This window comes from Pseudomonas sp. QD4 (assembly GCF_049199125.1).
Classification (GTDB): Bacteria; Pseudomonadota; Gammaproteobacteria; order Pseudomonadales; family Pseudomonadaceae; genus Aquipseudomonas.
Map to the genome: position 1 here is coordinate 1,406,632 of NZ_JBLZOM010000002.1, position 24,446 is coordinate 1,431,077.

The 24,446-nt window shown below is 62.5% G+C and carries 22 protein-coding genes; 9 read left to right on the forward strand and 13 right to left on the reverse strand.

Going from position 1 to position 24,446, the window contains the following annotated elements; translation table 11 throughout:
- Positions 1 to 43 precede the first annotated feature (43 nt).
- Genes ACOZJV_RS17415 through ACOZJV_RS17430 form a run of 4 tightly spaced genes read left to right on the forward strand, consistent with a single transcriptional unit; the run spans position 44 to position 3,558 of the window.
- Positions 44 to 1,192: an ABC transporter permease gene (locus ACOZJV_RS17415; RefSeq protein WP_078470255.1), complete on the forward strand. Its 1,149-nt coding sequence runs from the start codon at positions 44 to 46 to the stop codon at positions 1,190 to 1,192.
- Entirely contained in the window at positions 1,186 to 1,992 is an 807-nt protein-coding gene (locus ACOZJV_RS17420; protein ID WP_421548118.1) for an ABC transporter ATP-binding protein, read from the forward strand. The genes ACOZJV_RS17415 and ACOZJV_RS17420 overlap by 7 nt, the downstream gene beginning before the upstream one ends.
- Before the next feature lies 1 nt (position 1,993).
- Positions 1,994 to 2,932 (forward strand): MlaD family protein, encoded by a 939-nt coding sequence (locus ACOZJV_RS17425; protein ID WP_020297733.1) that lies wholly within the window; start codon positions 1,994 to 1,996, stop codon positions 2,930 to 2,932.
- Positions 2,929 to 3,558, forward strand: coding sequence for an ABC-type transport auxiliary lipoprotein family protein (locus tag ACOZJV_RS17430; RefSeq protein WP_078470256.1), 630 nt, complete (start codon positions 2,929 to 2,931; stop codon positions 3,556 to 3,558). Before ACOZJV_RS17425 ends, ACOZJV_RS17430 begins: the two co-directional genes overlap by 4 nt.
- 48 nt (positions 3,559 to 3,606) lie before the next feature.
- On the opposite strand, the gene ACOZJV_RS17435 is transcribed toward ACOZJV_RS17430, so the two are convergent.
- The 5 genes from ACOZJV_RS17435 to ACOZJV_RS17455 all read right to left on the reverse strand — a co-directional run bounded on the left by ACOZJV_RS17435 (position 3,607) and on the right by ACOZJV_RS17455 (position 8,053).
- Complete coding sequence (locus ACOZJV_RS17435; RefSeq protein WP_020297731.1) at positions 3,607 to 4,836, reverse strand: nucleoside recognition domain-containing protein; 1,230 nt, start codon at positions 4,834 to 4,836, stop codon at positions 3,607 to 3,609.
- 151 nt (positions 4,837 to 4,987) lie between these two features.
- Positions 4,988 to 6,316, reverse strand: coding sequence for a glutamate/aspartate:proton symporter GltP (gene gltP / locus ACOZJV_RS17440; RefSeq protein WP_421548119.1), 1,329 nt, complete (start codon positions 6,314 to 6,316; stop codon positions 4,988 to 4,990).
- 736 nt (positions 6,317 to 7,052) lie between these two features.
- Positions 7,053 to 7,517, reverse strand: a complete 465-nt coding sequence (locus ACOZJV_RS17445) for an inhibitor of vertebrate lysozyme family protein (RefSeq protein ID WP_078470258.1) — start codon at positions 7,515 to 7,517, stop codon at positions 7,053 to 7,055.
- Between the two features lie 2 nt (positions 7,518 to 7,519).
- The gene (locus ACOZJV_RS17450) at positions 7,520 to 7,684 is read right to left on the reverse strand and encodes a DUF1328 domain-containing protein (RefSeq protein ID WP_003170804.1); all 165 of its coding nucleotides are present in this window, start codon (positions 7,682 to 7,684) and stop codon (positions 7,520 to 7,522) included.
- An 81-nt stretch (positions 7,685 to 7,765) separates the two neighbouring features.
- Complete coding sequence (locus ACOZJV_RS17455) at positions 7,766 to 8,053, reverse strand: hypothetical protein (RefSeq protein WP_421548120.1); 288 nt, start codon at positions 8,051 to 8,053, stop codon at positions 7,766 to 7,768.
- 428 nt (positions 8,054 to 8,481) lie between these two features.
- Between ACOZJV_RS17455 and algB the strand changes: the two genes are divergently transcribed.
- The gene (gene algB / locus ACOZJV_RS17460) at positions 8,482 to 9,828 is read left to right on the forward strand and encodes a sigma-54-dependent response regulator transcription factor AlgB (RefSeq protein WP_201128799.1); all 1,347 of its coding nucleotides are present in this window, start codon (positions 8,482 to 8,484) and stop codon (positions 9,826 to 9,828) included.
- A 10-nt stretch (positions 9,829 to 9,838) separates the two neighbouring features.
- Positions 9,839 to 11,626, forward strand: a complete 1,788-nt coding sequence (locus ACOZJV_RS17465; protein ID WP_201128797.1) for an ATP-binding protein — start codon at positions 9,839 to 9,841, stop codon at positions 11,624 to 11,626.
- A 6-nt stretch (positions 11,627 to 11,632) separates the two neighbouring features.
- Here the strand turns inward: ACOZJV_RS17465 and ACOZJV_RS17470 are convergent, their stop codons facing one another.
- The 7 genes from ACOZJV_RS17470 to ACOZJV_RS17500 all read right to left on the reverse strand — a co-directional run bounded on the left by ACOZJV_RS17470 (position 11,633) and on the right by ACOZJV_RS17500 (position 19,049).
- Positions 11,633 to 13,252 carry an EAL domain-containing protein gene (locus tag ACOZJV_RS17470; protein ID WP_078470262.1) on the reverse strand — a complete coding sequence of 540 codons (1,620 nt, stop codon included), beginning with the start codon at positions 13,250 to 13,252 and terminating at the stop codon, positions 11,633 to 11,635.
- Positions 13,253 to 13,328: 76 nt separating this feature from the next.
- Positions 13,329 to 14,108, reverse strand: a complete 780-nt coding sequence (locus ACOZJV_RS17475) for an N-acetylmuramoyl-L-alanine amidase (protein ID WP_201128789.1) — start codon at positions 14,106 to 14,108, stop codon at positions 13,329 to 13,331.
- Positions 14,109 to 14,213: 105 nt separating this feature from the next.
- Positions 14,214 to 16,391 carry a diguanylate cyclase gene (locus tag ACOZJV_RS17480; RefSeq protein ID WP_421548121.1) on the reverse strand — a complete coding sequence of 726 codons (2,178 nt, stop codon included), beginning with the start codon at positions 16,389 to 16,391 and terminating at the stop codon, positions 14,214 to 14,216.
- A complete protein-coding gene (locus ACOZJV_RS17485; RefSeq protein WP_078470265.1) occupies positions 16,388 to 17,266 on the reverse strand; it encodes an endonuclease/exonuclease/phosphatase family protein in 879 nt (292 codons plus the stop codon). Before ACOZJV_RS17485 ends, ACOZJV_RS17480 begins: the two co-directional genes overlap by 4 nt.
- A 12-nt stretch (positions 17,267 to 17,278) precedes the next feature.
- A complete protein-coding gene (locus ACOZJV_RS17490) occupies positions 17,279 to 17,908 on the reverse strand; it encodes a thiol:disulfide interchange protein DsbA/DsbL (protein WP_421548122.1) in 630 nt (209 codons plus the stop codon).
- Between the two features lie 198 nt (positions 17,909 to 18,106).
- Positions 18,107 to 18,712 (reverse strand): c-type cytochrome, encoded by a 606-nt coding sequence (locus ACOZJV_RS17495; RefSeq protein WP_020295041.1) that lies wholly within the window; start codon positions 18,710 to 18,712, stop codon positions 18,107 to 18,109.
- Between the two features lie 46 nt (positions 18,713 to 18,758).
- Complete coding sequence (locus ACOZJV_RS17500; protein WP_078470267.1) at positions 18,759 to 19,049, reverse strand: c-type cytochrome; 291 nt, start codon at positions 19,047 to 19,049, stop codon at positions 18,759 to 18,761.
- A 191-nt stretch (positions 19,050 to 19,240) separates the two neighbouring features.
- On the opposite strand from ACOZJV_RS17500, the gene yihA reads away from it, so the two are divergent.
- A complete protein-coding gene (gene yihA, locus ACOZJV_RS17505; RefSeq protein ID WP_020295039.1) occupies positions 19,241 to 19,882 on the forward strand; it encodes a ribosome biogenesis GTP-binding protein YihA/YsxC in 642 nt (213 codons plus the stop codon).
- A 326-nt stretch (positions 19,883 to 20,208) separates the two neighbouring features.
- Here yihA and polA read toward each other — a convergent pair whose 3' ends face one another.
- Positions 20,209 to 23,007, reverse strand: a complete 2,799-nt coding sequence (gene polA, locus ACOZJV_RS17510) for a DNA polymerase I (protein WP_078470268.1) — start codon at positions 23,005 to 23,007, stop codon at positions 20,209 to 20,211.
- A gap of 74 nt (positions 23,008 to 23,081) precedes the next feature.
- Here polA and ACOZJV_RS17515 point away from each other — a divergent pair, with 74 nt between their 5' ends.
- Both ACOZJV_RS17515 and ACOZJV_RS17520 read left to right on the forward strand, forming a co-directional pair.
- Positions 23,082 to 23,369: a DUF2782 domain-containing protein gene (locus tag ACOZJV_RS17515; protein WP_020295037.1), complete on the forward strand. Its 288-nt coding sequence runs from the start codon at positions 23,082 to 23,084 to the stop codon at positions 23,367 to 23,369.
- A gap of 61 nt (positions 23,370 to 23,430) precedes the next feature.
- Positions 23,431 to 24,381 (forward strand): homoserine kinase, encoded by a 951-nt coding sequence (locus ACOZJV_RS17520; protein ID WP_078470269.1) that lies wholly within the window; start codon positions 23,431 to 23,433, stop codon positions 24,379 to 24,381.
- The last annotated feature ends 65 nt before the right edge of the window (positions 24,382 to 24,446 follow it).

Below are 24,446 nucleotides of genomic sequence, written 5' to 3' on the forward strand. Positions count from 1 at the left end.
CTATTACGTAGCACTGCGTAACAGCCAGACAAGCACGGAGCTTATGACCAGCAGCGCAACGGCCGGCAGTGCCCAACTCGATACTTCCCAGACCCCGCCCCAGCTGCGCATCAGCGGGGACTGGACGCTTGCCCACTACACCGCACTCAAGCACCTCACCCAGCAGTTGGCCAGCCAGTACGACGCCAACACCCCTGTCGACCTCAACGCCCTGGGCGCCCTGGACACCGCCGGCGCTTCGCTGCTGGTGGAGCTGCTGGGGGCCGAGCGCCTGGGGCATAGCGCCGAGCACCAGGATTGCACCCTGTCGACCGCCGACCGCGCGCTGCTGCGCACCGTCTACTGCTCCCTGAGCGACTTCTGCATCCCGGTCAAGGAGCCGGAAGTCTCGGTCGGCATCCAACTGCTGTCGCGCATCGGCCGGGCGGTGGATGCGATCTGGCAGGACACCCTGCAACTGCTGGGCTTTGTCGGGCTGATTCTGGAAACCATCACCCGTGGCCTGCTGCGCCCCAAGCGCTGGCGCATCACGCCGATGGTGGCCCATATCGAACAGACCGGCCTCGACGCAGCGCCCATCGTGGCCCTGCTGACCTTTCTGGTGGGCGCAGTGGTGGCGTTCCTCGGGGCCACGGTGCTCGCCAGTTTCGGCGCCAGCATCTTTACCGTGGACCTGGTGGCGTTCTCCTTCCTGCGGGAATTCGGCGTGCTGCTGACCGCGATCCTGATGGCCGGGCGCACGGCCAGTGCCTTTACCGCGCAGATCGGCTCGATGAAGGCCAACGAGGAAATCGACGCGATCCGCACCCTCGGCCTCGACCCCATGGAGCTGCTGGTGGTGCCCAGGGTCCTGGCGCTGCTGGTGGCCTTGCCGATGCTGACGTTCCTGGCGATGCTTTCGGGGATCATCGGTGGCGGGGTGGTTTGTGCTTTGTCGTTGGGGATTTCGCCGGCGATGTTCCTGTCCCTGCTGCAAACCGATATCGGCGTACAACACTTCCTGGTGGGCATGGTCAAGGCGCCGATCTTCGCCTTCCTGATCGCTGCGATCGGCTGCCTGGAAGGCTTCAAGGTCAGCGGCAGTGCCGAATCGGTGGGCGCCCACACCACGTCCAGCGTGGTGCAGTCGATTTTCGTGGTGATTGTGCTGGACGCCGTGGCCGCGCTGTTTTTCATGGAGATGGGATGGTGAGTCGTCTACCTCGTGCCCCCGCCGAGGCGGTGATTGAAGTCCGTGGGCTGTGCAACCGCTTCGGCAAGCAGAGCGTGCACGAGAACCTCGACCTGGACCTGTACAAGGGCGAGATCCTCGCCGTGGTCGGTGGTTCGGGCAGCGGCAAGTCGGTGCTGCTGCGTAGCATCATCGGCCTGCGCCAGCCCAGCGAAGGTTCGGTGCGGGTCTTTGGGCAGAACCTGCCCAGCCTCTCCGAGCATGAACGCTCGATGGTCGAGCGACGCTTCGGCGTGCTGTTTCAGAAAGGCGCGCTGTTTTCATCGCTGACCGTCACCGAGAACGTCGCCTTGCCGCTGATCGAACACGCCGGCCTGAGCCGCGTCGACGCCGAACACCTGGCGGCGGTCAAGCTGGCCCTGGCCGGGCTGCCGCTGTCGGCTGCCGACAAATACCCGGCCTCGCTGTCGGGCGGCATGATCAAGCGCGCGGCACTGGCCCGGGCACTGGCCCTGGACCCGGACATCCTGTTTCTCGACGAACCCACCGCCGGCCTCGACCCGATCGGCGCCGCGGCGTTCGACCAACTGATCCTGACCCTGCGCGATGCCCTGGGCCTGAGTGTGTTCCTGGTCACCCACGACCTGGACACGCTGTACACCATCACCGACCGGGTGGCGGTGCTGGCGCAGAAGAAGGTGCTGGTGGCGGACGCCATCGACAAGGTCGCCGAGACCGACGACGCGTGGATACACGAATACTTCCATGGCCCTCGCGGCCGCGCGGCGCTTCTGGCCGCTACACAGCTCAACGAGGTATGACATGGAAACCCGAGCCCATCACGTATTGATCGGCCTGTTCACCGTGCTAGTGGTGGTCGGCGCCCTGCTGTTTGGCCTGTGGCTGGCCAAGTCCAGCGTGGACAAGGAGTTCAAGGACTACGAGATCGTCTTCAACGAGGCGGTCAGCGGCCTGTCCAAAGGCAGCGCGGTGCAATACAGCGGAATCAAGGTCGGCGACGTGGTCAGCCTGCGCCTGGACCCGAAAGACCCGCGCCGGGTCCTGGCGCGGATCCGCCTGAGCGGCGAAACCCCAATCAAGGAAGACACCCAGGCCAAGCTGGCCCTGACCGGGATCACCGGCACCTCGATCATCCAGCTCAGTGGCGGCACCCCGCAAAGCGAGCCGCTGCGGGGCAAGGACGGCAAGCTGCCGATCATTGTCGCCTCGCCATCTCCCATCGCCCGCCTGCTGAACAACAGCAATGACCTGATGACCAGCATCAACCTGCTGCTGCACAACGCCAACCGCATGTTCTCCCGGGAGAACGTCGAACACATCAACAACACCCTGGCCAATCTCGAACAGACCACCAGTGCCATTGCCGAGCAACGGGGCGACCTGCGCCTGGCCATGCAGCAGGTGGCCAACCTCGGCAAGCAAGCCAGCGGCACCCTGGAGCAGACCACCGCGCTGATGCGCACCGCCAACGGCCTGCTCAACGACCAGGGCAAGCAGATGTTCGGCAGCGCCGAGCAGGCCATGCGCTCACTGGAACAAAGCAGCGCCACCATCAACAGCTTGCTGAGCAACAACAAAGACTCGCTGAACAACGGCATCCAGGGCCTCAACGGCCTGGCGCCGGCGGTGCGGGAACTGCGCGATACCCTGAGTTCGCTGCGGGCTATCACCCGCCGCCTGGAAGCCAATCCCGGCGGCTACCTCCTGGGTAACGACACGAACAAGGAATTCACGCCATGACGCCTATTTGCCGAGCCTTTGGCCACCTCGCCCTGATCGGCGGTTTTGCCCTGAGCAGCGCCTGCTCGATCCTGCCCAAGGGCGAGCCGGTGGATGTCTATCGGCTGCCAGTGGCCCAGACCGCAGCGAAGGGCACAGGGCAGGTCCAGCACTGGTCGCTGCGGGTGGCCAAGCCGGTGGCGGGGGATGCACTGAACAATGCGCGCATCGCCGTGCTGCCCGAGGGCAACCTGATCAGCAGCTACAAGAACTCGCGCTGGAGCGATCCGGCGCCGATCTTGCTGCGCAACCGCCTGCTCGACGGCTTTCAGCGCGACGGTCGGGTGCCGTTGCTGAGCACCGACGACAGCAACCTGCAGGCGGACTTCGAACTGGGCGGCGAATTGCAGGCGTTCCAGAGCCAGTACCAGGGCAGCGCGGTGGAAGTGGTGATTGGGCTGGATGCGCGGCTGGTGCGCGGTTACGACCAGAAGATCCTCGCCAGCAAACGCTTTGAAGTGCGCCAGCCGTTGAACGACCCGAAAGTCCCGGCGGTGGTGGCAGGCTTTGGCCAGGCCGGGGATACCCTCAGCCGCCAGGTGGTGGACTGGGCCGTAGCCCAGGGCAGCGCCCTGTACAAACCCTAGTCTGATGACGCTGCAGGGGCGTTCACCCCTGCAGCGCCTTGCCCGGACTCAGCCAAAGAACCAGTAGCACACCCCAATGGCCGCCACGACCCCGGCAAACTCTGCCAGCAGGGCACAGCCCACGGCGTGCCGCGCACGCTGGATACCCACCGCGCCAAAGTACACCGCCAGCACGTAGAAGGTGGTCTCGGTGCTGCCCTGGATAGTCGCCGCCACCAGGGCCGGGAAGCTGTCCACGCCCTGGGTCTGCATGGTTTCGATCAGCATCGCCCGTGCCGCACTGCCGGAGAACGGCTTGACCATGGCGGTCGGCAGGGCGTCGACGAAACGCGTGTCCCAACCCGCCCATTCCACCAGGTAGCGAATGCCGTCCAGGCCGAAGTCCAGGGCCCCGGAAGCCCGCAGCACACCCACCGCACACAGCATCGCCACCAGGTACGGCAGCAGGTTCTTGGCGACGTCGAAGCCTTCTTTGGCGCCCTCGACGAAGGCCTCGTAGACCTTGACCTTGCGCAGCGCGCCAATCACCAGGAACAGCATGATCAAGCCGAACAGGGTGAGGTTGCCGAGGATCGACGACAGGCTGGCCAGGGCCGTGGCCGAAAGGGTCGCCAACAGGGCCATGAAGCCGCCCAGGACCAAGGCGCCGGGAATCAGGTACGCCAGCACCACCGGGTCCCACAGGCGCAGGCGCTGCATCACGGCCACCGAGAGCAGCCCGACCAGGGTCGACGCGCTGGTCGCCAGGAGGATCGGCAGGAACACCAGGGTCGGATCGGCGGCGCCTTGCTGGGCGCGGTACATGAAGATGGTCACCGGCAGCAAGGTCAGGGAGGAGGCGTTGAGCACCAGGAACAGGATCTGCGCGTTACTGGCCACGGTCTGGCTGGGGTTGAGCTCCTGCAGCGCACGCATGGCCTTGAGCCCGATGGGGGTGGCCGCGTTGTCCAGGCCCAGGCCGTTGGCGGCGAAGTTGAGGGTGATCAGGCCGATGGCCGGGTGGCCGGCGGGCACCTCCGGCATCAAGCGGCGGAACAGCGGGCCCAGGACCTTGGCCAGCCAGTCGACGATCCCGGCTTTTTCGGCGATGCGCAGAAAACCCAGCCACAGGGTCAGGGTGCCGAACAGCAGCACCATCACTTCCACCGACAACTTGGCCATGGCGAAGATGCTTTCCACCATCGCCGCAAAGATCCCGGCGTTGCCGCCGATCAGCCACTGCGCCAGTGCCGAAACGGCCGCGACGATGAAAAAGCCAAGCCACAGGCCATTGAGCATCAGTTAATCCCCCGGAAGATGCGGCGAATGATAGCGGGGCGGGCAGAAACGACAAACCCCGGATTGACCGGGGTTTGTCGAACAACGCAGTGGTCGGACTGAAGCAGCGCGCCGGACGTGAGGACCGGCGCCGCCTGCGACAGCGGCTAGATCAGCGGCTGGTTTCGCCGCTTGGCAGCGGTTCCTTGCTGCGCCAGTGCGGCAGGGAATTCCAGTAGCGCTGGCCCTTGGCGTCGTCGTACATGCCTTCCCAGCGGGAGATGACCAGCACGGCCAGGGCGTTGCCGATCACGTTCAGGGCAGTACGCGCCATGTCCATGATGCGGTCGACACCGGCGATGAAGGCCAGGCCTTCCAGCGGGATGCCAACACTGCCCAGGGTCGCCAGCAGCACCACGAAGGACACGCCCGGTACACCGGCGATGCCTTTGGAGGTGACCATCAGCGTCAGCACCAGCAGCAGTTGCTGGCTGATGGACAGGTCGATGCCATACAGCTGGGCGATAAAGATCGCGGCGATGCTCTGGTACAGGGTCGAACCGTCGAGGTTGAACGAGTAGCCGGTCGGCACCACGAAGCTGCAAATGGCTTTCGGCGCGCCGTAGGCTTCCATCTTCTCGATCACACGCGGCAGTACGGTTTCCGAACTGGCGGTGGAATAGGCGAGCACCAGCTCATCCTTGAAGATGCGCATCAGCTTGATCACCGAGAAGCCGAACAGGCGTGCGATCAGGCCCAGGACCACAAAGGCGAAGAAGGCGATGGCCACGTAAACCAGGATCACCAGCTTGGCCAGCGGCAGCAGGGAGGCGAAGCCGAAGTTGGCGACGGTCACCGCGATCAGGGCGAATACGCCGATCGGGGCGTAGTTCATGATCATGTGGGTGACTTTGAACATGCTTTCCGAAACGCCCTGGAACATCTTCACCAGGGGTTCGCGCAGGTCCGATTGCAGGCTCGACAGACCGAGGCCGAACAGCACCGAGAAGAAGATGATCGGCAGCATTTCGCCGCGAGCCATGGCCGCGAAGATGTTCGACGGGATCAGGTTGAGGATGGTCTCGATGAACGCGTGTTCATGCTGCACTTCGGCGGCGGTCGCCTGGTACTTGGAGATATCCACCGTGCCCAGGGTGCTCATGTCGATGCCGGTGCCCGGGTGGAACACGTTCGCCAGGACCAGGCCAACGAGGATCGCGATGGTGGTGACGATTTCGAAGTAGACGATGGTCTTGAGGCCGATGCGCCCCAGTTTTTTCGCGTCGCCGACACCGGCGATACCGACGATCAGCGAAGAGATCACGATAGGAATCACGATCATTTTGATCAGACGGATAAAGATATCGCCCGCAGGTTGCAGGACGTTGCTGATCCACCAGGCTTTTTCCGCACTGAAGTGGTTGAGCAGCGCACCAATTGCTATCCCCAGAACCAGACCGATGAGGATCTGCCAGGCGAGGCTAAGCTTTGCCTTCTTCATATCATTACCCTTACTTGCGTTGGACTCGGGCTGATGCGCGAACTGGAACGCTCAATGGCGGAAAAGTCTGTGCATCGGCCCCCGTATAAGGTCACCCCGAGCGCGGATTCAGGGCTCTCGGCAGGCGAAAAAAGGCGCAACTATTCCGATGCAAGGGAAGCGCGTCTAATGCCGTAAACGCCTACCCTATGCCGAATCGGCATGAGATTTTCCAAACGAAACGAACGTCCCAACCGGTTCGAATACGCCATTTCGGCAGGCAATAATGCCGCGAAACGGCCATTTCAGGCGGTGTGCAGGGCTGTCGGGAAGGTCAGGAAAGAGCCTTGGAAACTTCTGGAATGCGCTGATTAAACAGCCTAAGACTGATCCGTATTTTTTGAGAAGTTTCTGGATATACGGTCGCAGAGAAACACCGTGAAACGTTTGATCGACGTCAACGGATGTTTTATCCCAAGGGCGATGCTGTCGAATTGAAGCCCATGGCCTCAGCGCGCGACGCGGCGCGTTCAAGCACGCCGCAAGTCCGTCAAGCCACGATTGGCTTGGGAACTTGCGCCGCCGCTCTTTCCTGACCCGGCCCTTGCGGAGGCACTCCCTGTACCCCTAGGTCACTCCGATCCTGAAACAATCAGAACGTCCCGGCCCCTTGGTCATGCCCAAGCCTTCCTCAGGCCGGGGCAAGAGTCAGAAGCGCCTGGGCCGGCGCCTCTGCCTGTCAGCAAAACCTCTGAACTCAGTACCAGTTCGGGTCTTTCTTGAGTTGCTCTTTCAACAGCGCCTGCATGCCTTCGTCCGGCTTGCCGAGGAAACGGTACTCGGCATGGCGGGTGGGCGACTTGTCTGCGGGCAGGCCCGCCGGCACTTCGACCAGCATGGCGTAGGCGTGTTTCTTGTCGAAGCTGACGGCGACGATCAGGCGCTTGTTCAGGCAGGTCTGCGCGGTTTCGCACAGCGGCCCGACCAAGTACTTGTCGCCGTCTTCTGCAACGGCGTTCATTTGCTGCGCATCACCCGAGAGGTTCATCACCCACTCCGGCAACCGCTCTTCCTTGTGCACAACCCCTTGCCAGGTCTCACGGTACTGCGGGTCCGAGCTGAGCAGCTCATTGACCCGCGCCTGGCCATCGTTGGCCGCCATTGCCAGGGTGCTGCCACCCAGCAACAGCGCGGCCGTCAATGTCTTGAACGAAAAGCTCATGGTCAGCCTCGGCCGCGACGGCCAAAGAAGAAGGAAGCGATAAACATCACCAGGAACACGACAAAGAGAATTTTGGCGATACCCGTGGCGGTGCCCGCGATACCACCGAAGCCCAGTACGGCAGCGACAATGGCGATGATCAGGAATGTGATTGCCCAGCTCAACATGGTGATTCTCCTTACTCTTCTATTGGGGATGCCGCTTGTGTTGCCAGCGCCGGTGCGCTGAATGCGCGCCGGGCCTTTTGCCTAGAACACCCAGCGCTGCTGAGCGGGCGCCTCGAGCGCAGGCTGAGCCTGGTCGACTGCCATCATCTGCATCGGCGCCGAGGCGGCAGATGCGCTGCCCGCCTGGCTGAAATGGGTCTGGGTGAATTGATGAGCCGGCACACGCAGCACTTGCTGCTGCTGGGCGTGCTGCCACTGCTGAAACTGCTGACCGCCAATCAGGGTCACCAGCAACGCGAGGCTGGCGAACAGACCCTGCTGCAAGTGCAGAGGCGAAATGCGCAATTGGGCAAGGCTTTGGCGGCTCATCCTGAAACTCCTCCCACACTGTGGTGATGTTATTAGCGGGGCCGTGCAAATCGCCCCTTGATACTGACTACATTGCAGCCCCCATGCCAGCTTCGAAAATGATTAAATAACCAATAAAATCAATAGGTTATGAAATACAAAAACACCTTGTTCGCACGCATCCTGCACGATGGCCCCCGGCACGCCGTGCGAAATGCACGATTCGTCGGGTTCTGGGCGCCGCCAATCACCCCCGGGGAACTTTGCTGGCCTTGGGCCAGACTGAACAACACCCCGGCAAAACCGCGAAAAATCCGCCAATTCAGGTCATTAGCTATTAGCTCGGGAGATAACTAACCTGCATGTCCTGGAATGGATCAGAATTAACATTGCAACTTGCCCGATTTTTCCGGGACTAAATAAGACAGTTCATTTAAGGAGAGTGGGAAATGGCATCAACGCCGGAAAAGCAAGGTCGTATCCTTCTGGTGGATGATGAGTCCGCGATCCTTCGCACCTTCCGCTACTGCCTGGAAGATGAGGGCTATACCGTCGCCACCGCCAACAGCGCGGCCCAGGCCGACGCCCTGTTGCAACGCCAGGTGTTCGACCTGTGCTTCCTCGACCTGCGCCTGGGTGAAGACAACGGCCTGGATGTACTGGCGCAAATGCGCACCCAGGCGCCGTGGATGCGCGTGGTGATCGTGACCGCGCATTCGGCAGTCGACACTGCGGTGGATGCGATCCAGGCCGGCGCCGCCGATTACCTGGTCAAGCCCTGCAGCCCCGACCAACTGCGCCTGGCCACCGCCAAGCAACTGGAAGTGCGCCAGCTCTCGGCGCGCCTGGAAGCCCTGGAAGGTGAAGTGCGCAAACCCAAGGACGGCCTGGACTCCCACAGCCCGGCGATGAAGGTGGTACTGGAAACCGCGCGCCAGGTGGCCAGCACCGATGCCAACATTTTGATCCTGGGCGAGTCCGGTACCGGTAAAGGCGAGCTGGCCCGGGCCATTCACGGCTGGAGCAAACGCGCGAAAAAGTCCTGCGTCACCATCAACTGCCCGTCCCTGACCGCCGAGTTGATGGAGAGCGAGCTCTTCGGCCACAGCCGCGGCGCCTTTACCGGGGCCAGCGAAAGCACCCTGGGCCGGGTCAACCAGGCCGATGGCGGCACCTTGTTTCTGGACGAAATCGGCGACTTCCCCCTGACCCTGCAACCCAAGCTGCTGCGCTTTATCCAGGACAAGGAATACGAGCGCGTGGGCGACCCGGTGACCCGCCGCGCCGACGTGCGGATCCTCGCCGCCACCAACCTCAACCTCGAGGACATGGTGCGTGACGGACGCTTCCGTGAAGACCTGCTGTACCGCCTGAACGTGATCACCCTGCACCTGCCGCCCCTGCGCGAGCGCAGTGAGGACATCCTGACCCTGGCCGATCGTTTCCTGGCGCGCTTCGTCAAGGAATACGCGCGCCCGGCCCGGGGCTTCAGCGACGAGGCGCGGGAAGCGCTGCTCAACTACCGCTGGCCCGGCAATATCCGCGAGCTGCGCAACGTGGTGGAGCGCGCGAGCATCATCTGCCCTCAGGAACGGGTGGAAATCAGCCACCTGGGCATGGCCGAACAACCCACCAACAACGCCCCGCGCATCGGCGCAGCGCTAAGCCTGGACGAGTTGGAAAAAGCCCACATCGGCGCAGTGCTGGCTACCAGCGACACCCTCGACCAGGCGGCCAAGACGCTCGGCATCGATGCTTCGACCCTGTATCGCAAACGTAAACAGTACAACCTGTGAGCTGTATTTCATGAAGTTAGCGATGAAACTGCGCACGCGGCTGTTCCTGAGCATTTCCGCGTTGATCACCGTGGCCCTGCTGGGGCTGCTGCTGGGACTGGTCAGCGTGATGCAGATGGCCAAGAACCAGGAATCGCTGATCCGCAGCAACTTCATCACCCTGGACCTGGGCCTCAAGCTGCGCCAGACCCTGGGTGATCAACTCATCATCATGCTCGGCGACAACCCCGACCTGACCGCCCTGGAAGCGTCCAAGCAGCACTACCTGGAACTGCTCGACCAGGGCATCGAGTATCAGCGTCAGGGCGATGCGAACGGCAACTTCCATCAGGCCCGCAGCGATTACCTGGGTTTTATGGAGGCCTACCAGAATGCCGAGCACGCAACCCTGGGGATCAAAGGCAATCAGCAACTGACCGACCGCTTCAATGCATTGCGCAGTGGTTTGATCAACGAACACAAGCAAGCCCTGGACAACATCAACCACATCGAGAGCAAGGCCCGTGATCGGGCGCTGTTGATCGCCGGCCTGCTGGGGCTGGTGGGCGTGGCGGTGCTGATCATCGGCTTTATCACCGCCCATGGCATTGCCCGGCGCTTCGGTGCACCGATCGAGGCCCTGGCCAAGGCGGCCGACAATATCGGACAGGGCAATTTCGAAGTGACCCTGCCGATCTCCTCGGCGGCGGAGATGAACCTGCTGACCCGCCGCTTCGGGATCATGGCCGAGGCCCTGCGCCAGCATCAGGCGACCAATATCGACGAACTGCTGGCCGGCCAGCAGCGCTTGCAGGCGGTACTCGACAGCATCGACGACGGCCTGCTGATGATCGACCGCCAAGGCCGCCTGGAGCACCTCAACCCGGTAGCGCAGCGCCAGCTGGGCTGGGACGAGGAACGCCTCGGCCAAGGCCTGGGCAGCGCCCTGGAACGCCCGGAGCTCGACGAACAACTGCAACTGGTGCTGCGCGGCGGCAACCTGGAGCGCGCGCCAGAGGACCTGGCCATCGAAGTGGACGGGGAATCGCGCCTGCTGACCTACAGCCTGACCCCGGTCAGCCATACTCAGGGGCATATTCTCGGGGCGGTGATGGTGCTGCACGACGTGACCGAACAACGGGCCTTCGAGCGGGTACGCAGCGAGTTCGTGCTGCGTGCCTCCCACGAATTGCGCACCCCGGTCACCGGCATGCACATGGCCTTCGGCCTGTTGCAGGAACGGGTGCATTTCGCCGAGGACTCCCGCGAGGCGGACCTGCTCAATACCGTCAACGAAGAAATGCAGCGCCTGATGCAACTGATCAACGACCTGCTGAATTTCTCCCGTTATCAGAACGGCCTGCAAAAACTCACCCTGGCGCCCTGCACCATCGAGAACCTGCTGGAACAGGCGCAACAGCGCTTCGCCGGCGAGGCCCGGGACAAGGACATCGAGCTGCTGGTGGAGATCCAGGCACCGCTGCCGCGCCTGAACGCCGACCAGCAACAGCTGGAGCGGGTGCTGGACAACCTGATCGACAATGCCTTGCGGCACACTGGCCCTGGCGGGCAGATCCGCCTGCAGGCCAGGCGCCATGGCGAACGGGTGATCATCAGCGTCGAAGACAATGGCGAAGGCATTGCCTATGGGCAGCAAGGGCGGATTTTCGAGCCCTTCGTCCAGGTCGGCCGCAAGAAAGGCGGCGCCGGCCTGGGCCTGGCGCTGTGCAAGGAGATTGTCCAACTGCACGGCGGGCGCATGGGCGTCTACTCAAGGCCGGGGCAGGGCACCCAGTTCTACCTGGCGTTGCCGCTCTAGCAGGTTTCAAGCTTCGTCGTCGATACGCCTTGGCGCCAGGCGCCGGCCGCGGGTGACCAATTCGATAAACTGCATCGCCGTCAGGGCGTGGGCGAACAGCCAGCCCTGGCCGTAGCTCACCCCCTCGCTGCTCAGCAGCAACGCCTGATCTTCATACTCGATGCCCTCGGCAATCACCTTGAGTTGCAGGGCGTGGGCCATGCGAATGATATGCGGGGCCACGCCACTGCTGGCGGCGTCGTGGCCCAGAGCGTCGATAAACGCCTTGTCGATCTTCAGGCAGTCCACCGGCAGGGTCTGCAAGTACGCCAGGCTGCAATAACCGGTGCCGAAATCGTCGATCAATACCTGATGCCCGACATCGCGCAGTGCCTGCAAGTTGTCGCGGGCCACCACCACATCGATCAGCCCACGCTCGGTCACCTCGAACGCAATCTGCCGCGCCGCCACGTGATGCAAGGCCAGCAGCCGGGCCATTACCTGGCCAATGCGCGGCACCATCACATCGCAGGCCGCCAGGTTGACGGAGATGTACAGCTGCGGATTGGCCCGCAGCAGGTGCCCCAACTGCTCCAACAGGCGCTGCAGGACAAAGTCGGTGATCTGGCGGATCTGCCCGGTGTTTTCCGCCAGGGGGATGAACAGGTCGGGGCTGGTCAGGGTGCCATCCGGGCGGCGCCAGCGCAGCAGGGCTTCGGCACCGACGCAGCGGCGGGTATTGAGGTCGAAGATTGGCTGGTACAGCACCTGCAATTCATCGCGGCGCAGGGCTCCGTGCAACTCCCCACCCAACGATTGGCTCTGGCGCGCCAGTTGATAGACCAGGCCGCCGATAAAGGTCGATAACAGCAGGCTGATGGGCAGCAGCCACCACCAGTCCTCCAGCATCTCGGCCTGCATGCTCGCGCGCGGGGTGACCAGCACCAACTGATACTCGGGCGTGCGGGTGGGCATGCGATAGATCAGGCGGGTCGGGGTCACCTGCAGGGCATCGTGATTGCCCGGCGGCACCGGTTCGGCCACCGGCCATGGCAGGGCCTGGCCAAGCACCGGGATGGCGCGGGTGCCATGGTCCACTACCACCATCAGGCTGCTGTTGGCCGGCAGGTCCACGACATCGGTCAGATGCCCGCGGGAGGTGGCGACTCGGAAGTTGCCACGCCCCAGCATCAGCGCCGCCAGGTTTTCGTTGGGTTGGGTCGAGGTGTTGAGCCAGTAGCTGTAGGTCGGGCCCCTGATATCCGGGGCACGGATCGCCGCCAGGCTGTCCTGGCGCGGCCAATTGGAGCAGGCCTGGGTGGCATCGATGTAGGCCGCCTCATAAATGAAGCGGTAGTTGAAGCTCACCTGCTGCAGCGCGGCGACCATATCGCCGCTGCATTCACGCAGGGGCTGCGCCTCCAGCACATCCAGGCCTTCGCGCAACTGGCCAAAGAGTTGCTCCAGACGCTCCAGGAAGCGCTCGCCCTGGGCATTCATCTGCTCGCTTTCGCGCTGTTCGACCTGATGCATGGCCACCCCGGCGCTTCCGAGCAGCAGCAACCCCGCGCTCAACCCAGCCGCCAGCACCGCCAATAACCACGGGCGATGGAACCAGGTGCGCAATAGCTCGCGAGCAGCGGGCATGATTGGATATCCGAAGGATTACCAATGAGTTATAGCAACTGATTGAGAAAACGCCCGGACCGTCTGGCGGGCGTCATTATTTTGTCTGGTTGAGTACCTGCAGGATTGCCGCGCTTTCGGCATCGGCGATGCCATCAAAGCGCCCCGGGCGGAAATGCATCTGGAATGCCGTCAATACATGCCGGGTCGCCACGTCGAACTCGCCGGTCTGGGGGGTGGTGTAGCCCAGGCGAGCCAATTCCTGCTGGAACCAGGTCGCGCTGGGCAACGCCTGGGCAAACACCGCCTGCTGTCGCGCGACCGACTGGGCATTGGGCCATTGGCCGAGGCCGGCATCCGCCAGGCGCTTCCAGGGGAACAGCGGGCCCGGGTCGAGCTTGCGCAGGGGCGCGATGTCACTGTGCCCGATGATATGGCGGGGCGAAATGTTGTTGCGCTTGCTGATGTCTTTGAGCAGCACGATCAGGTTCTGGATCTGCGCTTCGCTGTAGGGGTACCAGACGCGGCCGGTGGGGGTATCGCGAAAGCCCGGGTTGACGATTTCAATGCCGATGGAGCTGGAGTTGAGCCAGGTACGGCCTTGCCACTCGCTTTCTCCGGCGTGCCAGGCGCGGTAATTCTCGTCCACCAGCTTGAAGATGGTGCCCGCCTTGTCGTCGCCGATCAGGTAATGGCTACTGACCTGGCCATGGGTCAGCAGTGCCAGCGAACGTTCCAGGGAGGCCGAGGTGTAATGCACGACAATGAACTGCGCGCGATTGTCGAAGTTGACCGAAGGGTGGCTGGTGTCGATTCGTGGACCACTGGCGCAACCGGCCAGCAGTAAAAACGAGAGGGCAAACACAAGAGATTTCATGGCAGAGAGCAGTACGCGGCAGACAATAATGCAACAGTGTAACGTACTGCTCCGGGCCGGGCCGGCGAAAGCCGGCGTTTTACACAAAAATAGGACAAATCCGGTTTAGCCGATCTCCACCCGGTTGCGTCCGGCATCTTTCGCCCGATACAGCGCCTGATCGGCTCTTTTCAACACCTGCTCGCTGCGTTCGCCGCTTTTGAACGCACTCATGCCGATGGACACGGTAATGGTCACGCGCTCGCCCTTGAAGTGGAACGGGCAGGCTTCGATGGCGGCGCGCAGGGCTTCCACCAGCCGCGCACCGACCGCGACAGTGGTATCGGGCATCATCAGGACAAACTCTTCACCGCCGAAGCGGGCGATGAAATCACTGCCACGCAGGCGCTTGCGCAGCACGGTGGCAATGATTTTCAGCACTTTGTCACCGGCCAGATGGCCGTAGTTGTCGTTGATGCGCTTGAAGTGATCAAGGTCGAGCATCGCCAGCAACAGGGTGTTGCCGTGCTGCTGCCATTGGGCGATTTCATGCTCCAGCCGCTCGCTCCAGGCCGCGCGGTTAGGCAGGCCGGTCAACGGATCGATCAGCGCCTTCTGCCGCTGTTCTTCCAAGTGCTCGCGATAGCCCTGGGCTTCCTGCTCCATGCTTGAGACGCGCTCGGCCAGGCTTTGCAGGCGCGCGGCCACTTCCTTCTCGCGTTCGTCCCGTTGCTTCTGGTGATGGTCCATGGTCCCCAGCAGCCCCTCGAGGTGGCTTTCCAGCACCTGCTTGAGGTCTTCCAGATCGGCTGCTTCCTGAACGCTGCTCTGCAAGCCGTCGACCTGCTCGCGGATCTGCGTATCCATGGCCCGCGCTGCGGAGTGGCTGTCGGCATGCCCATCGCTGGCGGCCTGCAGGTTGCTCTGGAACGATTCCAGGCGCTCGTTCAACTGCTTGAGGTACACCTCGAACTCATGCTGACCGCTGTCGGTGATCGCCAGCATCAACACCGCCAGATCGTCGAGGATCGGCAGCAATTCATACCAGTTGAGCCCATGTTGCAGGCGATCACGCATGGCTTCGGCCTGGGGCCGATGGCGCTCGGGCAGGCTTAGGTCGTCCAGCAGGCCAAGCAGGGTGTGTTCGATGTGCTTGGCCACCGAGCTGTAGGACGGCTCGGGGGAATCAGGCAGGGCGTAGAGCACGTCCTCTTCGGGCTGCTCGGGGTCAATCGCGGCCAGGGCTTCGGCCATCACGGCCGGCAGGGGCAGGCTGTCGATCAGCGGTACGCTCGGCACGCTGTCTTCGAGCGCCACGGTCGGGGTCAATTCGTCCGGGTTGTCGGGCTCAGGGCTGGGCACCTCTGCGGCTTCAGGCGCCACAGCGCTCTGCGCTGGCGCTTCAACCACAGGCTCGACGGGCAACTCGGCTGCGGCTGCGGCAGGCTCGCCAGGGGAGGCCAGCACCGGCGGCACGAACGCCACGACCTGCGCGGCGGGCGGCAACTGCGACGGTTCCGGCTCTTCCGGGGTCTTGGTGACGTCGGGCTCCAGGGCCGCAACGGGCGGAGCGATTTCAGCTGCGGCGGCCGGTGCCACTGTCGGAGCTGGCGCCGGCTCAGGGGCTGCAGGCACCTCGACAGCAGCCGGCAGCGCCTGGCGCGGGGCTTCAGCCGCTGGCGCAGGCGACGCGCGCTCGACCTCGCTGACCACCGGACCCGCTTCCGGTGCCGCTAGTGCCAGGCTTTGCGGCGCGGGCTCTGTGCCCTCTGGCTGGGCATCGCGATGGCCAAACAGGCGTTGCAGCAGGCCCGGCCGCTCCGGCTCGGCCGGCGCATCCAACTGGCTCAGTGCCTTGCCCTGCAAATTGCTCAGCTCGCTGAGCAGCAATGGAATTTCCCGTGCCTGCCCAACCCGACCATCCAATTGCTTGGCGAACGCCTTCAGCGGTCGGCGAACCTCTCGGGGCAACGGCAGAGTCTGGAGTTGAGCGACCAAAGCCGTCAGAGCGCTGCTCATCTGCTCGACGCGGGTCTCGCGCCGCTGCTCGGAGTCGAGCACGGCTTTTTCCAAGCGCGGTAACAGGGCGGCCAGGGCCGCGTCCATATCGTCGCTGCGCACCACGTCGCGCATTTCCTTCATGCACTGATCGACCGCGCGATCCGTACCCTCCGCCGCCAGGGTGCTGCGCACCAGCCCACGGCGTAGCAAGTCGAGGCGGGCATCCCAGCGTCGCTCGAGCTTTTCCTGTTGTTCAATGCTTTTGAGGTACTTCTCTTTCCAGCGCTGTGCGTCGTCGCTCATTCATGGGATCCGCGAGGGGCAGGACTCAACGCGGGCAATGCATCAGCCGTGAGCGAACCCGGCAGACGAATCTCTACCGCGACCGGCAGGTGATCGGAAATCGGTTGGGCCAGGACCTCGACACGCTCCAGAGTGAGGCTGGGGCTGAGCAGAATATGGTCAAGGCAGCGTTGCGGGCGCCAGCTGGGAAAGGTCGCTTGCAGTTGCGGGGCCAGCAGGCCCAGGTCGCGCAGCGGAGAACTTTCCAGCAGATCGCTGGCGTGGGTGTTCATGTCGCCCATCAGCACCTGATGGCGATAGCCGCCGATCAACTCGCGGATATAGGCCAATTGCCGGGTGCGGGCACGAGCCCCCAGAGCCAGGTGCATCATCACCACCACCAACGCCTCGGGACCCTCGCCAAAACGCACGAGAATCGCGCCGCGCCCCTTGGGCCCCGGCAACGGGTGGTCTTCAATCGCCCAGGGTTTCAAGCGGCTGAGCACACCATTGCTGTGCTGGCCGAGACGCCCCAGGTTGCGGTTGAGCTGTTGATACCAGTAAGGGAACGCGCCCAGCTGAGCCAGGTGTTCGACCTGGTTGACATAGCCGGATCGCAGGCTGCCGCCATCGGCTTCCTGCAGCGCCACCAGGTCGAAGTCCCCCAGCAGGTTACCGATCTTTTGCAGATTGTCGGCACGCCCGGTGTGCGGCAGCAGGTGCTGCCAGCCACGGGTCAGGTAATGCCGGTAACGTTCGGTGCTGATACCGACCTGGATATTGAAACTGAGTAAACGCAGGCGACTGTCGGCCGGCAGGCCGGTCGCTGCCAGATGGTCTTCGTTGACCTGCGGGTCGTGCAGGCCAACGATGCGTTCAGTGCCCCAGCGCGCCATGGCAGGCGCCGCTTACTTGGCCGCTCGCTCTTTGGCGATCAGCTGGTCAGCGACGTTCAAGGCACCTTCTGGACCTTCGGCGCTGCCCAGGTCAAAGCGATACTTGCCGTTGACGACCATGGTCGGTACGCCGGAGATCTGGTAGGCCTGGGCCTTCTTCTTGGCGTCTTCAACCTTGCCTTTGACGGCGAACGAGTTGTAGGTGCTCAGGAACTTGTCCTTGTCGACACCTTCGCCGGCCAGGAACTCGGCCATTTCTTCAGGGGTCGCCAGTTTCTTGCCGCTATGGATGGCTTCGAACACGGCTTTATGGACGCTGTGCTCGACACCCATGGCTTCCAGGGTGATGAACAGCTGGCCGTGGACGTTCCAGATACCGCCGAACATGGCGGGAATGCGTACGAAATTGACATCGGCCGGCAGCTTCTCAACCCATGGGTTGATGGTCGGCTCGAAGGCGTAGCAGTGTGGGCAGCCGTACCAGAACAGCTCGACCACTTCGATCTTTCCAGGCACCGCAACCGGAACCGCGTTGCTCAGCTCGACATATTGTTTACCGGCAACAATCGGCTCGGCGGCTTGAGCGGTCACGCCAAACAGGCTGGCGGTGACGAGAGCGGCGCTCAGAATCAGATTACGCATGCTTTACTCCTGAACAAATAAGGGCGCCTCGCGCGACCTGAGTTCAGACAGGCCATGGCGGGCTTGAGTTCGCTAGTGTAGCGGCAGACGCCATAAAAAAGGGCGGCCTGAGCCACCCTTTATCTTTGCACCGACAGATTAATCGATCATTAACGCTGCCAACGGCAACCGCCCGGGCATCGTTCGATCGCGCCGGCCTTAGTGCAGGCCTTGAATGTAGCTGGACACCGCTTCGATGTCTTTGTTGCTGAGCTTGGCCGCAATGCTGCGCATGACCATGGTGTCGCCGTCGTTGGTGCGATTGCCTTCACGGAAGTCGGTCAGCTGCTTGGTCACGTATTGAGCGTGCTGGCCACCCAGGTGCGGGAAGCCGGCAGCTGCGTTGCCCGTACCGTTTGGCGAGTGGCAACCGGTGCAGGCTGGCATGCCCTGGTCCAGCTTGCCGCCGCGGAACAGTTCTTCGCCGCGAGCCACGACCTTGGGATCTGCCGCACCGACGCTGCCTTTCTGGCTCGCGAAGTAGGCGGCGATGTCAGCCAGGTCCTGATCACTCAGGTTGGTCAGCAGGCCAGTCATTTCCAGCACCTGACGCTTTCCGGACTTGATGTCGTGCAACTGCTTGTTCAGGTAACGCTCACCCTGACCCGCCAGTTTTGGAAAGTTAGGCGCCATGCTGTTCCCATCCGGACCATGGCAAGCACCACATACAGCGGCTTTTGCCTGGCCTGCAGCAGCGTCGCCCGCAGCATGGGCCACGCCCGTGATGCCCAAGGTCAACAGCAGACTCACGATCAATTTGTTCATCAGCTAATCCAACTACGGCTAAGGGTTAAAGAGTTATGGACCGGGATCACTCGCTCATCCAAAGGATGATGACTCGGTAATCCTCGGCACTGCATTCCATGCACAAACCACGCGGCGGCATCGCCTTGAAACCCTGGGTCACGTGTTGCACCAGCGTCTCCATACCTTGCGCCAACCTCGGCGCCCAAGCTGCCTTGTCACCCTTTTGGGGAGCGTTTGGCAGCTGTCCGGCATGGCAGGCACCACAAGCACGGTTGTACATGGCTTCCGGATCCTGTGTAGCCTGAGCGCTGTAAAGCGGCATCAAGACACCGGCAGCTAGCAGCCACTTCGTCATAAAACGACCTTTTCAGGGTTTGAGAGCGTTCTGCGTTCTAATGCGCAATCAAGGTCTATCGCTCTCGTGAACTTCATCCTACGCCGGGACAAAGCACACACAAAATCTGCGACATTATATACTGGCGCTACTGAAACGGAAATGAACTGCTTGCCGCACCCATTCTCGGCACCGCCCCTATCGGAAATCCCATGCAACTGAAAAACCCCATTCTCGGCCTGTGCCAACAGTCCACCTTCATGCTCAGCGCCGCCAAAGTCGATCAATGCCCCGACGACGAAGGCTTTGAAGTGGCCTTTGCCGGGCGTTCCAACGCCGGCAAATCCAGCGCCCTGAACACCCTGACCCACGCCAGCCTGGCGCGCACCTCGAAAACTCCGGGGCGCACACAGCTGTTGAACTTCTTCAAGCTAGACGATGAACGCCGTCTGGTCGACCTGCCGGGCTACGGTTATGCCAAGGTGCCGATCCCGCTCAAGCTGCACTGGCAGCGCCACCTGGAAGCCTACCTGGGCAGCCGCGAGAGCTTGAAGGGCTTGATTCTGATGATGGACATCCGTCATCCAATGACCGACTTCGACCTGCTGATGCTCGACTGGACCATGGCCAGCGGCATGCCGATGCACATTCTGCTGACCAAGGCCGACAAGCTGACCTACGGCGCAGCCAAGAACACCCTGCTCAAGGTCCAGGCCGATATCCGCAAAGGCTGGGGCGACAGCATCAGCATCCAACTCTTCTCGGCGCCCAAGCGCATGGGCCTGGAAGAGGCCTACACCGTACTGGCGGACTGGATGGAACTGGCCGACAAAGGCGCTGAAGTCGAGGCCTGAAAGGCCGGTGGGGGCTGCCTGTGAGGTAGACGGGCAGTTTCCTGCAGGCAAAAAAAACCCCGGACTTCGTATGGGGAGGGGGAAGTTCGGGGTCTAAGGTCTGGACCGTTAGGGCGGGGTCCAGATATCTGCCAACACTTAACACAACATAGGAGCATTGAAGGGCTTCACCAGCCATTCAGTAACTCTGAGTAGCGTTTCACTGAAATAGTTCCGGGAAGGCCAAAAAACTCTTGGCGATAACCGATGAAATTTTCGGCGCTAATAGCCCTTCGCCAGCTTTTGCCGCGACACTATGCCGCGGCAAAGCCCTCGAAAAACGCCCCTTAGTGGGCCTCATCCCAGTTGTTTCCCACCCCCACTTCCACCAGAAGCGGCACATCCAGGACCGCTGCACCGCTCATGTGCACCCGGATTTCCTGGCTGACCTGTTCCACCAGGTCCTCGCGCACTTCCAGCACCAGTTCATCGTGTACCTGCAGGATCACCCGGGCATCCAGCCCCGAGTCGGCAAGCCAATTGTCCACCGCCACCATGGCTTTCTTTATGATGTCCGCCGCCGTGCCCTGCATCGGCGCGTTGATTGCGGTGCGCTCGGCAGCAGCACGCTCCTGAGGCTTGTTGGAGTTGATCTCCGGCAGGTACAGGCGGCGACCGAAGAAGGTTTCGACGTAGCCTTGATCCGCAGCCTGGGCGCGGGTGCGGTCCATGTATTCGCGCACCCCGGGATAACGGGCGAAGTAGGTATCGATATAAGCCTTGGCCTGCTTGGTATCGACGCCGATGTCCTTGCCCAGCTTCTGCGCGCCCATGCCGTAGATCAGGCCGAAGTTGATGGCCTTGGCGCTGCGCCGCTGATCCGAGGACACATCCGTCAGCTCAACCCGGAACACTTCGGCAGCCGTGGCCGTGTGCACATCGAGGTTGTTGCGGAAGGCATTGAGCAATCCTTCGTCCTTGGACAGGTGAGCCATGATCCGCAGTTCGATCTGCGAATAGTCCGCCGCCAGCAGTTTGTAGCCGGCCGGGGCGACGAAGGCCTGGCGGATTCGTCGACCCTCGGCCGTACGCACCGGGATGTTCTGCAGGTTCGGATCGCTGGACGACAAACGGCCGGTAGACGCCACCGCCTGGTGATAAGACGTGTGAATCCGCCCGGTACGCGGGTTGATCTGCTCCGGCAGGCGGTCGGTGTAGGTGCTTTTCAGCTTGCTCATGGAACGGTACTGGGTCAGCACCTTGGGCAGCGGGTAGTCATCTTCGGCCAGTTTGGCCAGCACCTCTTCGGCGGTCGAAGGCTGGCCCTTGGCGGTCTTCTTCAGCACCGGCAGACCCAGTTTTTCGTAGAGGATCGCGCCCAACTGTTTGGGCGAACCCAGGTTGAACTCTTCACCGGCAATCTCGAAGGCTTCACGCTCCAGCGCGATCATCTTCTCGCCCAGCTCGATGCTCTGCACACCCAGCAGGGCGGCATCGACCAAAGCGCCCTGGCGCTCGATGCGGGCCAGGACCGGCACCAGCGGCATTTCGATATCGGTCAAGACACTGGCCAGGCTCGGGATCGCGGCCAGCTTCTGATGCAGGGCCTGGTGCAGGCGCAGGGTCACATCGGCGTCTTCGGCGGCGTAAGGGCCGGCCTGTTCGAGGGCGATCTGATCGAAGGTCAGTTGCTTGGCGCCTTTGCCGGCGATGTCCTGGAAGCTCACGGTGCTGTGGTCCAGGTACTTCTGGGCCAGGCTGTCCATGTCGTGCCGGGTGGCGGTGGAATTGAGCACGTAGGACTCAAGCATGGTGTCGAAGGCGACGCCGCGCACCGTGATGCCGTTGGCCTGATCGCCGCCGATGGCGCAATTGGCCAGGATGTTCATGTCGAACTTGGCATGTTGGCCGACTTTGAGCTTGGCCGGATCTTCCAGAATCGGCTTCAAGGCCAGCAGCACGCGGTCGCGATCCAACTGCTCAGGCACGCCAATGTAGGTATGGGTCAACGGAATGTAGGCCGCTTCATTGGCCTTCACCGCGAACGACAATCCCACCAGCTGCGCTTGCTGCGCGTCGATACCGGTGGTTTCGGTATCAAAGGCGATCAGCTCGGCATTGCGCAGTTTCTCCAGCCAGACATCGAATCGAGCCTGGTCGAGGATGGTTTCGTACTGCGCCTCGACGGTAACCGCAGCTTCGACTTCGGCAACCGGCGCATCGGTCAGCAGGTCCGTCTGGGCTGCGGCGCTGAGCTCGGTGCGCTTGGCATCGCGTTGCAGCTCATCGAGCCAGCTCTTGAATTCCAGCAGACTGTAGAGCTCGGCCAGTTTTTCGCGGTCCGGCTCACCCAGGTGCAGGTCGTCCAGGCCGATATCCAGCGGCACGTCGATCTTGATAGTCGCCAGCTGGTAGGACAGGAACGCCATTTCCTTGTGCTCTTCGAGCTTGGCCGGCAGGGTCTTGGCCCCCCGAATCGGCAGGGTCGGCACAATATCCAACTGCTCGTAGAGCTCTTTGAGCCCGCCATTGACCCCTACCAACAGCCCCGAAGCGGTCTTGGGGCCGATACCCGGAACGCCCGGAATGTTGTCGGAAGAGTCGCCCATCAGCGCCAGGTAATCGATGATCTGCTCGGGAGCGACACCGAATTTCTCCTTCACGCCCTCCACGTCCATGCTGCTACCGGTCATGGTGTTGACCAGAGTAATGTGCCCGTCCACCAGCTGTGCCATGTCTTTGTCGCCAGTGGAGATCACCACCGGGCGGTCGGCTGCCGCGCTGCTGCGGGCCAGGGTGCCGATCACATCGTCGGCCTCGACCCCTTCGACGCACAACAGCGGGAACCCCAGGGCAATCACGCTGGCATGCAAGGGCTCGATCTGCACCCGCATGTCGTCGGGCATGCTTGGGCGGTTGGCCTTGTACTCGGCGTACATGTCATCGCGAAATGTCCCACCCTTGGCGTCGAACACCACCGCGAACGGGCTGTTTGGGTACTGCTTGCGCAGACTTTTGAGCATGTTCAACACGCCCTTGACCGCGCCAGTCGGCAGGCCTTTGGACGTAGTCAGCGGGGGCAGGGCGTGGAACGCGCGGTACAGGTAAGACGAACCGTCCACCAGGACGAGGGGGGCTTGGCTCATGAGCAGGATCAACCTTTTCGGCGGGTCCGGCGCTAGAATAGCGGGACCGTTGACGACAAAGGGACAAGGTTATCATGCGCACACTAAATCGCTTGCTGCTGGCCAGCTTGATTGCAGTGACACCATTGGCAGTAATCGCGGCAGAGGACGCGCCATCAGCGGATCCGGACGTCACCATTCGCACGGAAGGCGACAAGACCATTCAGGAATACCGCCAAAACGGTTTCCTGTACGCCATCAAGATCACACCAAAGGGCGGAAAACCGTACTTTTTGGTACGTGCCGATGGCTCGGATGGCAACTTCATCCGCTCGGATCAGCCGGATATGCTGATCCCGGCGTGGAAAATTTTCGAGTGGTAAAACGCTCTCAACTTTAATCGGCGCTGGCTGCCCAGCCGCGCCCGTACTGGCAGTTTTAACCATGTCTGTGTTCACCCCCCTGGCTCGGCCCGAGCTGGAAACCTTTCTCGCCCCTTACGGGCTCGGCCGTCTGCTTGATTTCCAGGGAATCGCCGCTGGTAGCGAAAACACCAATTTCTTCATCAGCCTGGAGCAGGGCGAGTTTGTCCTGACCCTGGTCGAGCGCGGTCCTGTCCAGGAAATGCCGTTCTTCATCGAACTGCTGGACGTCCTGCACAACGCCGATTTGCCAGTGCCGTACGCGCTGCGCACCACCGACGGCCAGGCCCTGCGCGAGCTGGCCGGCAAACCTGCACTGCTGCAGCCACGCCTGGCCGGCAAGCACATCAAGCAGGCCAACGCCCAGCACTGCGCACAAGTCGGCGAACTGCTGGGGCATCTGCACCTGGCCACCAAAGACAACATGATCAAGCGCAAGACCGATCGTGGGCTGGACTGGATGCAGGAGCATGGCAATCAGCTGCTGTCCCATCTGCCGGACGATGCACGTGAACTGCTGCAGCGGGCGCTGGATGAAATCACCGAGCAGAAGGTAAAGATCCTGGCGCTGCCCCGGGCGAACATCCATGCCGACCTGTTTCGCGACAATGCGATGTTCGAAGGCACGCACCTGACTGGGCTGATCGACTTCTACAACGCCTGCTCAGGCCCGATGCTGTATGACGTGGCAATTGCCCTGAACGATTGGTGTTCGGACGACGAAGGCGTGATCGACGGCCCTCGCGCCCGGGCCCTGCTCGGGGCCTATGCTGCCCTGCGCCCGTTCAGCGCGGCCGAGGCTCAACTGTGGCCGACCCTGTTGCGCGTAGCCTGCGTGCGGTTCTGGCTGTCACGGTTGATCGCCGCCGAATCGTTTGCCGGGCAGGACGTGCTGATTCACGACCCGATGGAGTTTCAGCAACGCCTGGCGCAGCGCCAGAGCGTCGATACCCCTCTGCCTTTCGCGTTCTGAAGGCTGGTGGCACCGGGGCCCGCTCGGGCTCCAGTGCCGCGTGGCCTGGGCATGGGACTGCTCGG